Here is a 14,766-nt window from a genome sequence, read left to right on the forward strand (position 1 = left end):
CAAAGCCATGCACGTTGGGCTTCGCTGAACTCAGCACCCACCTGCGCTTAAACCCATTCATTCGGAGAACACCATGACCGCTTTGTCCCAAGCCCAGTGCGAAGCCTGCCGAGCCGGCGCCCCACAGGTCAGCGATGCCGAGCTGCCCGAGCTGCTGCGGCAGATCCCGGACTGGAATATCGAAGTGCGTGACAGCGTGATGCAGCTGGAAAAACGCTACCTGTTCAAGAACTTCAAACACGCCCTGGCCTTCACCAACGCCGTTGGCGAGATCGCCGAGGCCGAAGGCCACCACCCTGGCCTGCTCACCGAGTGGGGCAAGGTCACCGTGACCTGGTGGAGCCACGAAATCAAAGGCCTGCACCGCAACGACTTCATCATGGCCGCCCGTACCGACGAGGTCGCGCAAACCGCGGAGGGCCGCAAGTGAAGCACTTCCAAACCATTGCCCGAGTGCCGGGCGATCCGATTCTCGGCCTGATCGAGGCCTTCCGCGCCGACAGCAATCCGGCCAAGCTGGATCTCGGCGTTGGCGTGTACAAAGACCCGCACGGTCAGACGCCAATCCTGCGCGCGGTAAAACTGGCCGAGCAGCGGTTGGTCGATAGCGAAACGACCAAAAGCTATATCGGCGGGCATGGCGATCCGCTGTTCACCACGCGCCTGGCCGAACTGGTGCTGGGTGACGATTGCACCCTGCTGCATGAACAACGGGCCGGCGCCACGCAAACCCCCGGTGGCACCGGCGCCCTGCGCCTGGCTGCGGATTTCATCGCCCATTGCCTGCCGGGTCGCGGTATCTGGCTGAGCGACCCAACCTGGCCGATCCATGAAACGATCTTTGCCACAGCCGGGCTCAAGGTCAGCCACTACCCCTATGTCGGCAGCGACAACCGCCTGCACGTCGAGGCCATGCTCGCCGCCCTCGGCCAGGTGCCGCTCGGCGACGTGGTGCTGTTGCACGCCTGCTGCCACAACCCGACCGGCTTCGACCTGTCCCACGAGGACTGGCGTCGGGTGTTGGACGTGGTGCGCGACCGCGAGCTGTTGCCGTTGATCGACTTCGCCTATCAAGGCTTTGGCGATGGCCTGGACGACGACGCCTGGGCGGTACGGCTGTTCGCCGCCGAACTGCCGGAGTTGCTGATCACCAGTTCCTGCTCGAAGAACTTCGGCCTCTACCGCGAACGCACCGGCGCCCTGATCGCTTGCTGTGAAAACTCGGAAAAATTGCTGGATGTGCGCAGCCAGTTGGCCACTATCGCCCGCAACCTGTGGTCCACCCCGCCAGCCCATGGCGCCGCAGTGGTCGCACAGATCCTCGACGACCAGGCCTTGAAAACCCTCTGGGTCGACGAAGTGCAAGGCATGCGCCGGCGCATCGCCGAACTGCGCCTGGGCCTGGTCGAAGCCTTGCAACCTTATGGCCTGGCCGAACGCTTTGCCCATATCGGCGTACAGCGCGGGATGTTCTCCTACACCGGCCTCACGCCCCAGCAGGTGCAGCGGCTACGGGATGAATACAGCGTGTACATGGTTGGGTCCGGCCGCGCCAACGTGGCGGGAATCGATGCCAGCCGCCTCGACGCCCTGGCCCGCGCCATCGCGCAGGTCTGCGCCTGACTGGCAGCCCAATGGCTAAGCACCCTACCCCGGCTGTAGCTAGCTCTTCGTAGGAGCGAGCCATGCTCGCGAAAGCCCTTCAACAAGAGCTTCGCGGGCATGGCCCGCTCCTACAGGTTTTGTGTTTCCCCTCTCGAACCCTGCAGCTGAAACTCAGTAATCCACCTTGCCGCGCCCGGCCTTGATCGAGCCGCGCTGGCTCTTGCCTTCCAACCGACGCTTCTTCGAGCCCAGAGTTGGTTTGGTCGGACGGCGGGCTTTTTCCACCTTGGCGGCACTCAGAATCAGCTCCTTCAGCCGCTCCAGCGCATCGGCGCGGTTCTGTTCCTGCGTGCGGTACTGCTGCGCCTTGATCACCACCACGCCATCGCCGGTAATACGGTTGTCGCGTAGCGCCAGCAGGCGCTCCTTGTAGAACGGCGGCAGCGACGAGGCGTGGATATCGAAACGCAGATGCACCGCGCTGGAGACCTTGTTGACGTTCTGCCCGCCAGCGCCCTGGGCGCGGATGGCGTTCAACTCAACCTCGGTGTCGGGCAGGTGGACGTTGTTGGAAATCACCAGCATGGCGGGTCTATCGACGGAAATGAGCGTTCAGGATAACCCGAGCGCCCAGATGAACGCGCTTTCATATGGACATGGCTGCAGCAAGCCCACCCTACAGCCAGCACTCTACAACCAGCAAAAGTCCTCGGTGCGCGGCGCCTGCTCCATAGCCGCTTTCAGGCCAGTTGGCGGCGGGGTGACGCGCCGGCTTTCCAGGCTGAACCAGGCCGCCTGCGTCTGTACCCGCGCGCAGAGTTCGCCCCGGGCATTCAGCACCTGGTTGACGAATATGAATTTGGCCCCATCCTCGCTCAGCCCGCCGACCTCCAGGCTTACCTGGAACGGCTGCAACAGCCGCAACTCCTTGCGGTATTCGACCCGATCCTCGAACACCACCGGGCCCAGCTTCGCCTCGGCGAAGGCCTGCGGGGTAAAACCGGCGGCAGCCAGGAAGAGAAAACGCGCCTGCGCGGCGTAGTCCAGATAGCGGGTGTTCTTCAGATGAGCGTTGGAATCCAGATCGGCCCAGCTCACCTGGAAATCGAAGATAGACACGGCACGGCTCCTCGGTTGTAGTGAGGAGAATGCTAGACCACTGCCGCTTGACCCGTGCGGGCAGAAATGGCCAAGCGGCGGTTGCGCCACCGCGCTTGAGCAAGGTGCCACCACTGAGTATTCTGCTCGCCGCGTAAACATGGACGTGCCCCCACTGCAGGAAGCTAGTCGCACCATCTCCGTCTTTCCCGCTGCACGTCCGCGACGCGCCCGGCCTTGCGCCGCCCCTTTGATTTGTCATTCGGTCGTCCCGACCGCTAAGGAAAGCTCTTGATTAATCTACGTTTACTCTTCGCTGCCGCTTTCGCCCTGGTGCTCACTGGTTGCGCCTCCTCCGCCAAGATCGAGGGCATGACCGTTGCAGACGACCAGGCCCAAGCCCTGAAATTCGATCAGTCGCTGCAACAGAACCTGCAACTCAGCGAAGTTCAGGGGGGCGGGAAAACCAACCCGCTATGGACCTCGGAAATCGAAGGCCAAGACTTCCAAACCGCCCTGCGCACCTCCCTGGGCAAGGCCGGCCTGCTGAGCAGTGCCAACCAGGCGCCCTATGCCCTGCACGCCAACCTGCTGCGCGTCGAACAGCCGATTTTCGGCCTCGACTTCAAGGTGACCACCGAAGTTGAGTACCGCCTAATCGATACTGCTAGCGGCCGCGAAGTCTTCCGCGAGGTGCTGCGCACCCCCTACACCGCGACTGTCGGTGATGCTTTTGTCGGCGTCACCCGCCTGCGTCTGGCCAACGAAGGGGCCGCGAAGGAGAACATCGCCGCGCTGCTCAAGCGTCTGAGCCAACTGGACGTCAAAGCCAGTCAGGTCTCCCTCGCCCAGTAAGGGCAAGCGCGCGAAACAAGACCTTGGCCTAGTGGCCTGTGTGGCTCGTTCAATTAGTCAATTTCGACGCCTGAACCCCCGATACGGTGTTGCCGCTCCTCCCCATAGCCCAGCTATGACTCGTCGCGGCGCCTTGTCTCAAGGCTCCAGGCATCCGAACTTGAGTTAACCAACTAGCCGTACAGACCACTAGTCGGGCGGGTTGAAAACCTAGCAATCTGATTGGTGGCCGAAGAAAATGCCCGCATCGAAAGATACGGGCATTTTTCGTTATGGCGTACAGGGCATGAGCGCACGACCGTTTATAACGGAATTTGCGACTGCTGCTTCTGGCCTAAAACAGCCATTCGCGAGCGTCTACAACTGGCATTTTTGCCAATGAAATAGAAAAGCCCCGGCATAAACCGGGGCTTTCATACCACTCAGTGGCTCCGTCGCTATTCAGCTAGCTGGCGCGCGCCGACCTGAACAGACGCAGCCTTACCTTTGGTCAGCTTGATGCGGTAGCAACCCCACATGAACACCAGCCAGAACGGAATCGCATACACCGACACCTGAATCCCCGGAATCAGCAGCATGACGCCGAGGATGAACAGCACGAATGCCAGGCACAGGTAATTGCCGTACGGGAACAACAAGGCACGGAAACCGGTGCGTACACCGTCACGGTCCATGCGCTGGCGGAACTTCAGGTGCGAATAGCTGATCATCGCCCAGTTGATCACCAACGCGGCCACCACCAGCGACATCAACAGCTCCAGCGCATTCTGCGGCACCACATAGTTGACCACTACCGCGAGGAAGGTCACCAGTGCCGACAGCACCAACGCCCGCACCGGCACCCCACGTTTGTCGACCTTGGCCAGCGCTTTCGGTGCATCGCCCTGCTCGGCCAGGCCCAGGAGCATCCGACCGTTGCAGTAGGTGCCGCTGTTGTAGACCGACAGTGCGGCAGTGAGCACCACGAAGTTGAGGATGTGCGCGGCGGTATCGCTACCCAGCATCGAGAACACCTGCACGAACGGGCTGCCGCTGTAGGGGTCGCCGGCATTGTTGATGTGTTCGAGCAGGGCATTCCAGGGCGTCAGGGAGAGCAGCACGACCAGCGCACCGACGTAAAAGATCAGGATGCGGTAGATCACCTGGTTGATCGCTTTCGGGATCACGGTTTTCGGCTGGTCGGCCTCGGCCGCGGTGAAGCCGAGCATCTCCAGGCCACCGAAGGAGAACATGATGAAAGCCATCGCCATCACCAAGCCGGAAATGCCGTTGGGGAAGAAGCCACCGTGCTCCCACAGGTTGCTCACCGCCGCCTGTTCGCCGCCGGCACCGCTGAACAGCAGGTAGCAACCGAGCACGATCATGCCGATGATCGCCACCACCTTGATCATCGCGAACCAGAACTCCGCCTCGCCGAACAACTTGACGTTGGCCAGGTTGATCGCGTTGACCATAACGAAGAACACCGCTGCGGTGGCCCAAGTCGGGACATCCGGCCACCAGTAGTGGATGTACTTGCCGACCGCGGTCAGCTCCGACATGCCCACCAGGATGTACAGCACCCAGCAGTTCCAGCCCGAGAGAAACCCGGCGAAACCGCCCCAATACTTGTGGGCGAAATGGCTGAAGGAACCCGCCACTGGCTCTTCGACGATCATCTCGCCGAGCTGGCGCATGATCAGGAAGGCAATGAAACCGCAAATGGCATAGCCGAGGATCATCGACGGCCCGGCGGATTTCAGTACCCCGGCCGAGCCGAGGAACAAACCGGTGCCGATGGCGCCACCGAGGGCGATCAACTGGATGTGGCGATTCTTCAGGCCGCGTTTGAGTTCGCCTGAGTGGAGAGTGTCATGCTGCATTAATACGTCACCTTTTGTTTTTATCTGTGACGGGATCGGACCCGCCGCGCTCGTGGTGCGGCGGAGTTCAGCAAGGCCGGTAAGCCTTAACAGTCAGCGTCGGGCTGCACCTCCGGAGCGGCGTTTTTAAACGCGTCGAGAGATTCACAGCGGTCGACCACATCGAGGATGCGTGGGTACGCATTGAGGTCACAGTTAAAACGGCGCGCATTGTACACCTGCGGAATCAAACAGGCTTCCAGGTAGCCAGGCCGTTCACCCAGCGACAGACGACCGGGCATGCGCATCAAGCCCTGCTCCACCGCCGCCAGACCGACATCCACCCAGTGCCGGTACCAGGCGTCTTTCGCCTCGCCCTCGACCCCAAGGGTGCCGGACAGGTACTGCAACACCCGCAGGTTGTTCAGCGGATGGATATCGCAAGCGATATGCAGCGCCAAGGCGCGCACCTGCGCGCGCAGGGCCGGATCGCTGGGCAGCAGCGCCGGTTGCGGGTGGGTTTCTTCCAGGTATTCGAGAATCGCCAGGGACTGAGCGATCTTCGTCTTGCCATCGACCAACAACGGCAGCAGCCCCTGGGGATTGAGCGCCAGGTAGTCGGCCGAATGCTGCTGGCCACCGTCCTTGACCAGATGCACCGGCACTTGCCGGTAGGCCAACCCCTTCAGGTTAAGCGCGATGCGCACCCGATAGGCGGCGCTGGAACGCCAGTAGGAATAGAGCGTCAGCATGGTTATATCCCCTGCCTATACCGTAGGAGCGGGCCATGCCCGCGATGTTTTTGCAACGTCGCGGGCATGGCCCGCTCCTACAAAGTCAGCCTGTATATTTCTCCACCGCCTGTTCGATAGCACCGAAGATGCTTTGCCCACGGGCGTCGAACATCTCGATGCGCACCCGATCGCCGAACTGGAGGAATGGGGTTTTCGCCTCGCCGAGCTCGACGATTTCCAGCATGCGTTTCTCGGCCAGGCAGCTGGAGCCGGCGCTGCGGTCATAGTTCGACACGGTGCCGGAACCGATGATGGTGCCGGTGCCCAGCGGCCGGGTCTTGACGGCGTGAGCGACCAGGGTCGGGAAGTTGAAGGTCATGTCGGTGCCGGCATCCGGCTGGCCGAACAGTTGACCGTTGATGTGCGAGACCAACGGCCGATGCACTTTGCCCTCGCGCCAGGTATCGCCCAGCTCGTCCGGTGTCACCGCCACCGGCGAGAAGCTCGAGGACGGCTTGCTCTGGTAGAAACCGAAGCCCTTGGCCAGCTCGCCGGGAATCAGATTGCGCAGCGACACATCGTTGACCAGCATCAGCAACTGAATGTGCGAGGCCGCTTCCGCCACCGAGGCGCCCATCGGCACGTCATCGGTGATCACCGCCAGCTCGGCTTCCAGATCAATGCCCCAGGCTTCGTCGGCCATGCGGATCGGGCTGTGCGGCGGGATAAAGGTATCCGCGCCACCCTGATACATCAGCGGGTCGTGCCAGAAGGATTCCGGCATCTCGGCGCCACGGGCCTTGCGCACCAACTCCACGTGGTTGACGTAGGCACTGCCATCGGCCCAGTGATAGGCGCGCGGCAGTGGGCTGGCGCAGGCGCTCTGCTCGAAGGCGAAGGCGTCGGCTTCCAGGCCATCGTTCAGCCGTTGATAAACCGCGTCCAGCTGCGGGCGCTTGCTCGCCCAATCATCCAGCGCCGCCTGCAGGGTTGTGGCAATCGCCGGGACCTTCACCGCCCGACGCAGGTCGCGGGAAACCACCAACAGCACGCCGTCACGGCCTTGATTCAGAGATGCGAGTTTCATGTAGCTTTCCTTCGATTCTTATGTAGGAGCGGGCCATGCCCGCGACATGTTTAAAATGAGAGCGTTCGCGGGCATGGCCCGCTCCTACGGCTGTTCAGCCTTCTTTCCCCGGTGCACGCCAGGAGTTCACGTATTCCGGGACATCCACCTGCGCGGCGGCCGGGTCTATCTCCAGGGCGCGACGGCTGTCGATCATCACCGCCACTTCATCGGCGAAGCTGGCCGGGCTTTCCTGGCTCTTCTTCAGCGCCTTCGGGTGCGGGCCATGGGGGAAGCCGCAGGGGTGCAGTGTGACCATCCCGGCCTCGATGTTGTCGCGGCTGAAGAAGTTGCCGCGGTGGTAGAACAGCACTTCGTCGTAGTCGTCGTTGTTGTGATAGAACGGCACCTTCAGCGCACCCGGGTCGCTTTCCACCGGGCGCGGGCAGAAGGTGCAGACCACGAAGCCATTGGCCACGAAGGTGGTGTGCGCCGACGGCGGCAGGTGGTAGCGGTGGCTCATCAGCGGGCGGATATCCCGCCAGTTGAGACGCACCACAGTGTTGTCGCCATGCCAGCCGACCACGTCCAGCGGGTTATACGGGTAGGTCACAGTACTGATCTGGTTGCGGCGTTTGATGCGGATCTGCCAAGTGTTCTCGTCCTGCTGGGCCTTGAACGCGTCATCGATGTGCGGATGCTCGAGCACCGCCGGGTCGAAGATCGCATGGGGGCCGACCAGGCCTTTATCCGGCAGTTGATAGGCTCCATCGGTGCTTTCGATCAGCAGCATGAAGGTCGGCTCGCTGGCCTCGATGCGCCAGGCCGTACCGCGCGGCACCATCAGGTAATCGCCATCGCGGTATTCGAGATGGCCGAAGTCGCAGTAGAAGTGTCCGGCGCCCTCGTGGACGAACAGCAGGTCATCGCCGTCGCCATTGCGCACCAGGTGGCGCATGGCGCCATTGGTTTTCCAGACCCGCAGCTTCATGTCGCCGTTATGCAGGGTAAGCGGCGCTTCCAGCGGGCAATCGCGCTCACTGCTCAACCGGTTGAAGTCGAAGGCATGCGGCCGCAACGGCCCTTCCCAATCGATCCAGCCAGTGGGCGGATGTTTGTGGTGCAGGTGCGAAGCCGGGCCGAAGAAACCTTCGCGGCCCATTTCCCGCTCATAGGTATCGGCCGGAAAATCGCAATGCGCCTGGCGGGAACATTCGCCTTCACGCAGGGGAAAACTGATCCATTTACGGCTCATAGCCGGTATCTCCTCGATTCGACGTTTTTTCGTAGGGTGGGTTAGGCGCAAGCACGCTGGCCGGGATCGAGCGTGATAGCCGAAGCGCCGTAACCCACCGTTGCTGCGCCTGCTGGACACGGATCGGTGGGTTACGCGGCGCCCATGCCTTGCGCTGTTCGAACCTCCAGCGGGACGCGCCGCTAACCCACCCTACGGTTTTCCGTTCACTCGTCCTTGAGAACGCCGCGCTTGATCTGGTCTTCCTCGATGGACTCGAACAAGGCCTTGAAATTGCCCTCGCCAAAACCCTGGTTGCCCTTGCGCTGGATGATTTCGAAGAAGATCGGACCGATCACGGTATTGGTGAAAATCTGCAGCAGAATGCCGTCGTCACCCGGCGCACCGTCGATCAGGATGTTCAGCTCACGTAGCAGCGCACTCGGCTCGGCGTGGCCGGCGACGCGTTGATCGACCTTGTCATAATAGGTGTCCGGCGTTTTCATGAAGTCCACGCCATTGGCGCGCAGCTTGCGCACGGTTTCGTAGATGTCCTCGCTGGCCAGGGCGATGTGTTGGATACCCTCGCCGTGGTACTCGCGGATGAACTCTTCGATCTGCGACTTATCGTCTGCCGACTCGTTGATCGGGATGCGGATCTTGCCGCACGGCGCGGTCATGGCGCGCGACAGCAGGCCGGTGAGTTTGCCTTCGATATCGAAGTAGCGGATCTCGCGGAAGTTGGCGATGCGCTCGTAGAAGCCGGACCAGACGTCCATCTGCCCGCGCTTGACGTTGTGGGTCAGGTGATCCAACTCCACCAGGCCGACTGCGTTGTCCTGCGGCGTACGGCCTTCGATGTACTCGAAGTCGACGTCGTAGATGGTCTTGTCGCCGTAGCGGTCGACGAGGTACAGCAAGGAGCCGCCGATGCCTTCGACACAGGGGATGTTCAACTCGCCGAAGTTGGCGTGGCTGCCGACCAGGGTGGCGCCCTGGGACTCGACATAGGCGGCCGCCTGGGCGGCGTTCTTCACCCGGAAGGCCATGGCGCAGGCACTTGGGCCGTGCTTGAGGCCGAACTCGCGCACGTGCCCGGTCGGGCTGCCGTTGAGGACGAAATTGATGTCATTCTGCTGGAACAGAAAGACTTCCTTGGAGCGGTGCTTGGCGGTTTCGGTGAAGCCCATGGCGGTGAACAGTTCACGCAACTGCTGAATGCCCTCGGGCGTCGGCGCGGTGTATTCGACGAATTCAAAACCGTCGGTACCAATCGGGTTGTGCTGTTCGATTTTAGTCACGGCGTTCATTGCGCCTCCTCGTTGTTGTTGTCGGTTCAACGCCTGCTCGGTCAGAGCCAGACGCTGCGGATAACCTCATAACAACCGAGGGACGGGAGCCGTACAAGCGCATGGCAGAGCTGCCAGCAGGTACTTGGCCCGCACTAGCGGCACGTTTTCCTTACAACCCTGAAAAGCCGACAAAGCCTCACCGCAGGGGCTTTGCTTTCGTAACGATTTATTGACAGCGCGGTGCGCCAGGCTGCCACTTCACGACGAGCCGCGTGTAAGCCTGTTGGACGATGGGCTACCCTGCGGTGCCAGACGCAGGCTAAACACCATCACCACCGAAGTCCGCGAATCAGGACGGAGGTTTGCTGTGCCTCGAGTAGATAAGAACAAGATAAGCACGTTAGATTGGCATGGCCGGCTGGCTCAATCGAGTGAGCAAACGGGTGGCCCATCGCTATGACTTTAAGATCGGCTCCCGCCCATTTGACAAGGGCCATGAGCCAGAATCACCTGCGCAACTGAGCAGGACACACGCCCACTATTTGCTCTCAGGAGGTGGTTGGCGTGACAAGAGCGCGTTGAGCAGGTTGTCCTGAAAGTTGATGTTGCTCGTCAGGAACGCGTGGTCCTCGCACAAGAAGAACGCATAAGCCACTGGCAGAAAGCTGTCCTCGCTCTGTGGCGCGCCGGGGTCCAGTGTCTCGCGCGCCAGCAGAGACGGCTTGGTGACGCGGCCATCGCCGGGTTCGATCATCAGCTCGTCGTAGGGCACACCGGGCCGGGGTGCGGCAATATCTGATGGCGTGAGCCGCACCGTGTCGCGTCCATTGAGCTGCTCCACCAGCAGCCGTGCAGGCGTCATATGGCAGCCACCGCCAAAGAGTACATAGCGGATCGGCGACACCGGCTCGGCCACAGACAGCATCCAGGCCAAGCGCCGTGCACGCTCCAGGTTATATGCGAAATAGCGCTGAAGCGTCGGCGCGTCGGCAGCGGCGGCCAGGGTGGGCTCATAGACCGACCAGGCCATGCGCTGCCAGGTTTTAGGGTCAAACAAGTCATCGTGGCGGGGCTTGCCCTCAATATCCACCAGCCAGTTGTTGAGCGGATGGGGAAAAAGCTGGTAGCCGCTGGGAAAGGTGGCCAGCGTGCGCGGCGAAATACGGCCCCAACCAACCTTTTCACCACTGATGAACGCATGCAATGAGCCGACCGAACCCAGGTTGGGCGTGCCCAGCAACACCAATTTGCGCACCCGGTCCGCCCCATCCATGGTCACCAGGTGGGGCTCACCGTCCAGCACATCGCGGGTGCCAAAACGCAGGTAGTAGCGTGCGATCAAGCCACCCATGCTGTGCGCCACCACATCGACGCGTAAGGTCGGATCGGCGTAATCACGGCGCACGGCCGCAATCAGTCGATCCAGTTCCCGCACGCTGCGCAAGGTATCTTGCCGCCAGTCGTAAGAAAGGACGTAGTAACGTCGCTCGCCCTTGCGCGCCGGTGTCCCGGGCTGGGCGCGCACATAGCCACCAAATTGCGTCAAGGTTCGTAAAATTGGGCGGTAAAAGTCGCGCCGCAGCGCCTGCTCGGCAATTCCCGAAGCTTCCAGCCTCGAAGGCCGTGGCGTATTCGTTTGCGGATCGATTTCAAGGGCCAGCTCCGGGTAAGACGAGAACAGAATGCGCCACCACGGCCCCGGCCAAATCTCTTCGCCGCTGACCCGGTCGCGCAAGCGGGTGCCAAAGGCCCCTGGGATCAAGATGACCGGCGCGGTTTCGGCGCTGGTGGTGCTGAGCTGGTAGAGCCGCTTCAGGTCGGGGCGCGGTGACTCGTTGCAGCCCAGCAGGCCCACCGCAAGCACTACTATGACGATCAGCCGTGCTGCAGGTTGCGCCAGGCTCCACCGTACAGAACTGTCAGAGCCCATGAGCTGAGCCCCGCGGCTGCGACGCTTTCACCGAAGCTCCTGGCAAATGACCAGTTTCAGGCCGGAGCACAGATCGTTGACCGCGCAGACCTTGATATCGACGAAGCCCAACGCAAGCCTGATGAAGCGTGCCGACGGCGAGGTCGGCCTTGCTGATGACCTGATCCAGGGTCACCACGACCCAGGCGCTGCCGTTGTGGTAGTGCAGGCTGCCGATGGCTGGCAGGCTGGAGATCTTCACGGCCGCTAAATGGGTGTTTTCAAAATCGCTGTGGCTGTCGAAGCGGTAGCTGTCATCGCCGCCCAGGCCATTGAGGATGTCGCTGCTGGCTGAACCCGTCAGGATATTGGTGCCTTCAATACCACTTACGGCGGCCATGAGCACGCTCCTTCAGCGTTGGCGGCAACTTGACGGTATGAGTCTAGTGCGCGGCGAGTACCCAGCCATCTTTCATTTGAATGAACTTAAAAGCTTTTCGTCCAAAACCTCCGGCGAAGGAGGCCACAAGGAATGTGGGCAGGCTGCGCGGCATGCGTCTGCGCTTTTTATCCCCCTCGCCCCTCTGGTGAGAGGGTTAGGGAGAGGGGAGCATGGCCAAATGAGCTCACTTTGGGCCGCGATTTACCCTCTCCCCCAGCCCCTCTCCCGTAAAAAAGGCGAGGGGAGCCACATGCACAGACCTTAAGTGAATGGCATTAAGGCTGGACTGCGCTAGCTCTGTTGCAAATGCCCATACAACTTCGCGTACAACCCACCCTCGGCGATCAACTGCTGATGGTCGCCATCCTCGGCGATGCGCCCCCCATCGAACACCAGCACCCGATCCGCCTGCTTAACCGCTGACAGGCGGTGGGCGATGATCAAGGTGGTGCGGCCCTTGAGGAACTGCCCCAAGGCCTGGTGTAAAGCGTACTCGGTGGCGGCATCGAGGGCCGACGTGGCTTCGTCGAGGATCACCACTTTCGGTTCGGCCAGCACCATCCGGGCAATGGCCAGGCGTTGCCGCTGACCGCCGGAAAGGCGCACGCCGGAACGCCCGACGATGCTTTCCAGACCTTGCGGCAAGGCGCGAATGGTAGGCGCCAACTGCGCGATTTCCAGGGCCCGCCAGCAAGCTTCATCACTGCGTTCGCGGCCCATGGTCAGGTTGGCGCGCACGCTGTCGTTGAACAGCGCGGGATGCTGCAGCACCACCGCGACATGCTCGCGCACCGTCGCCAGGCCGATCTCCTCCAGGCTCGCACCGCCATAGCGGATGCTGCCGGCCTGGGCCGTGTACAGCCCCAACAGCAGTTGTACCAGGGTACTCTTGCCGCCGCCGCTGGCGCCCACGATGGCGACCTTCTCGCCGGCGGCGATGGTCAGGTTCAAGCCGTCCAGCACCTGCTCCTCGTTATAGCCGAAGCTCAGGCCGCGCACCTCGATGCCAAGCGTGTCGCGCCCACTGAAGGGATCGACGCCACCCGGGTATTGCGGCTCATCGGCCCGCGCGAGCAGCTCGTTGATCCGCGTCAGCGCACCACCGGCGGCGTAGAAGGCATATTGCAGGTTCAGCAGTTGTTCGACCGGGCCGATCATGAACCACAGGTAGCTGAACACCGCGAGCATCTGGCCGATCGACAGGTCGGAGAACAGCACGGTGAGCATCGCCGCCGCACGGAAAAGGTCGATGCCGAACTGGAACAACAGACCGCTGGCGCGACTGGAAGCATCGGTCTTCCACTGCGAGGCCACCGCATAGTTGCGTACCTCTTGCGCACGCACACCAAGGCGCCCGAGGAAGAAACCCTGGCGGTTGCCGGCACGGATTTCCTGAATCGCCTCCAAGGTTTCGGTCAGCGCCTGGGTGAAACGCGAGGTGCTGTCGTTCTCGAGCTTTTTCAGGTGTTTGACGCGTTTGCCCAACTGCACCGTAGCGTAGATCACCAGAGGATTGAACAGCAGGATCAGCAGCGCCAGTTGCCAGTGCATCCACATCAGGATGCCGGCGGTGCCGATCAGGGTCAGCATGGCGACCAGGAAACGGCTGAGGGTTTCGCCGACGAACTTGTCCAGGGTGTCGAGATCGGTGACCAGGTGGGTGGTCACCGTACCACCGCCGAGGCTTTCGTATTCGCCGAGGGAAATGCGCTTGAGCCGCTCGATCAGGCGGATGCGGATACGGTAGACGATGTCCTTCGACAGCCGGGCGAACAGGCGCGCCTGCACCACGTTGAAGACCAGCGCCGAGCTGCGCAACAGCAAGGTCAGCAGCACCATCAGGCCGATGTAGCCAACGGCGGTCTGCCAACTGCCAGGCAGGAAGCGATCCATGATCTTGAGCGCCGCGTCGCCCTGCTTGAGCAGCACTTCGTCGACCAGCAACGGCAGCAACAGCGGAATCGGCACACTGCAGATAGTCGCCAGCACCGCCACGCCATTGGCGATCAGCAAGGCTTTCTTGTGGCGCAGGGCCAGCCGGCGTATCTCCGCCCAGCTCAGGCGATCAAGCATGCGCGCCCCGCGCAAGCCAACGCGCCAGGAGCGGAGCCAGCTCGCTGAGCGGCTGGTAGCCATTGGTCAACAAGGCCAGTTGGCCATTGCGCTCGGCCAGTACGGTGGGGAACCCGGCGATGCCCAGGTCCTGCACCCAGGTGAAATCGGCGGCGGTGGCCGCGTGCTGCTCGGCGCTGTCGAAGGCCGCCGCGAACTCGATGCGCGGCAAGCCGGCCGCTTCCGCCAACTCGACCAGCACACTGGCCTGCGTCACGTCGCGACCTTCAGCGTAGAACGCCTGCTGAATGCGCTTGACCAGCGGCCAGACGCTGGCCGGTTCGAGGGCACGCGCGGCAACCAGAGCCCGGCAGGCCGGCTCGGTGTCGTAGACGAAACCTTCCGGCAAGGCGCCATCGAACTTGAACGGCTGCCCGGTGGCCTGCGCGACCGCCTGCCAATGCTCGAGGATATAGCGCTGGGTGGTCGGCTCCAGCGCCGCGCCACTGCCGGTACGCAAACCGCCGGCCACCAGGTGCAAGGGCACACCCGCGGCCTGCGCCTGGGCGGCAAGCGCCTCGAACACCGGCGCAAAGCCCCAGCACCAGGAGCACATGGGGTCCATCACATAGAGCAGG

Annotated in this window: 14 protein-coding genes; 3 read left to right on the forward strand and 11 right to left on the reverse strand. The window is 62.2% G+C overall.

Features of this window, described 5'->3' with window-relative positions; translation table 11 throughout:
* Positions 1 to 73: 73 nt before the first annotated feature.
* Both AC3IYG_RS14450 and AC3IYG_RS14455 read left to right on the forward strand, forming a co-directional pair.
* On the forward strand, positions 74 to 430 hold the full coding sequence (locus AC3IYG_RS14450) for a 4a-hydroxytetrahydrobiopterin dehydratase (protein ID WP_489309483.1): 357 nt from the start codon (positions 74 to 76) through the stop codon (positions 428 to 430).
* Positions 427 to 1,623, forward strand: coding sequence for an amino acid aminotransferase (locus tag AC3IYG_RS14455; protein ID WP_489309485.1), 1,197 nt, complete (start codon positions 427 to 429; stop codon positions 1,621 to 1,623). Before AC3IYG_RS14450 ends, AC3IYG_RS14455 begins: the two co-directional genes overlap by 4 nt.
* Positions 1,624 to 1,776: 153 nt before the next feature.
* Here the strand turns inward: AC3IYG_RS14455 and arfB are convergent, their stop codons facing one another.
* The gene (arfB, locus tag AC3IYG_RS14460) at positions 1,777 to 2,190 is read right to left on the reverse strand and encodes an alternative ribosome rescue aminoacyl-tRNA hydrolase ArfB (RefSeq protein WP_489309487.1); all 414 of its coding nucleotides are present in this window, start codon (positions 2,188 to 2,190) and stop codon (positions 1,777 to 1,779) included.
* A 105-nt stretch (positions 2,191 to 2,295) separates the two neighbouring features.
* A complete protein-coding gene (locus AC3IYG_RS14465) occupies positions 2,296 to 2,724 on the reverse strand; it encodes an acyl-CoA thioesterase (RefSeq protein WP_489309489.1) in 429 nt (142 codons plus the stop codon).
* 270 nt (positions 2,725 to 2,994) lie between these two features.
* Here AC3IYG_RS14465 and AC3IYG_RS14470 point away from each other — a divergent pair, with 270 nt between their 5' ends.
* Complete coding sequence (locus AC3IYG_RS14470) at positions 2,995 to 3,558, forward strand: hypothetical protein (RefSeq protein ID WP_489309491.1); 564 nt, start codon at positions 2,995 to 2,997, stop codon at positions 3,556 to 3,558.
* A gap of 437 nt (positions 3,559 to 3,995) precedes the next feature.
* Here AC3IYG_RS14470 and AC3IYG_RS14475 read toward each other — a convergent pair whose 3' ends face one another.
* From AC3IYG_RS14475 to AC3IYG_RS14515, 9 genes are all read right to left on the reverse strand, one after another.
* Positions 3,996 to 5,420 (reverse strand): amino acid permease, encoded by a 1,425-nt coding sequence (locus AC3IYG_RS14475; protein WP_489309493.1) that lies wholly within the window; start codon positions 5,418 to 5,420, stop codon positions 3,996 to 3,998.
* Positions 5,421 to 5,506: 86 nt separating this feature from the next.
* A complete protein-coding gene (gene maiA, locus AC3IYG_RS14480) occupies positions 5,507 to 6,151 on the reverse strand; it encodes a maleylacetoacetate isomerase (protein ID WP_489309495.1) in 645 nt (214 codons plus the stop codon).
* Between the two features lie 85 nt (positions 6,152 to 6,236).
* On the reverse strand, positions 6,237 to 7,220 hold the full coding sequence (locus AC3IYG_RS14485; RefSeq protein ID WP_489309497.1) for a fumarylacetoacetate hydrolase family protein: 984 nt from the start codon (positions 7,218 to 7,220) through the stop codon (positions 6,237 to 6,239).
* A 94-nt stretch (positions 7,221 to 7,314) separates the two neighbouring features.
* Positions 7,315 to 8,454: a homogentisate 1,2-dioxygenase gene (locus AC3IYG_RS14490; RefSeq protein ID WP_489309499.1), complete on the reverse strand. Its 1,140-nt coding sequence runs from the start codon at positions 8,452 to 8,454 to the stop codon at positions 7,315 to 7,317.
* Between the two features lie 206 nt (positions 8,455 to 8,660).
* The gene (gene hppD, locus AC3IYG_RS14495; protein WP_489309501.1) at positions 8,661 to 9,743 is read right to left on the reverse strand and encodes a 4-hydroxyphenylpyruvate dioxygenase; all 1,083 of its coding nucleotides are present in this window, start codon (positions 9,741 to 9,743) and stop codon (positions 8,661 to 8,663) included.
* A gap of 520 nt (positions 9,744 to 10,263) precedes the next feature.
* Complete coding sequence (locus AC3IYG_RS14500; protein WP_489309503.1) at positions 10,264 to 11,655, reverse strand: lipase family alpha/beta hydrolase; 1,392 nt, start codon at positions 11,653 to 11,655, stop codon at positions 10,264 to 10,266.
* On the reverse strand, positions 11,645 to 12,034 hold the full coding sequence (locus AC3IYG_RS14505; RefSeq protein WP_489309505.1) for a hypothetical protein: 390 nt from the start codon (positions 12,032 to 12,034) through the stop codon (positions 11,645 to 11,647). Before AC3IYG_RS14505 ends, AC3IYG_RS14500 begins: the two co-directional genes overlap by 11 nt.
* 333 nt (positions 12,035 to 12,367) lie before the next feature.
* Positions 12,368 to 14,149 (reverse strand): ABC transporter ATP-binding protein, encoded by a 1,782-nt coding sequence (locus AC3IYG_RS14510; protein WP_489309507.1) that lies wholly within the window; start codon positions 14,147 to 14,149, stop codon positions 12,368 to 12,370.
* Positions 14,142 to 14,744, reverse strand: a complete 603-nt coding sequence (locus tag AC3IYG_RS14515) for a DsbA family protein (protein ID WP_489313919.1) — start codon at positions 14,742 to 14,744, stop codon at positions 14,142 to 14,144. The genes AC3IYG_RS14510 and AC3IYG_RS14515 overlap by 8 nt, the downstream gene beginning before the upstream one ends.
* Between the last annotated feature and the right edge of the window lie 22 nt (positions 14,745 to 14,766).

The organism is Pseudomonas sp. KH_027 (assembly GCF_057838565.1).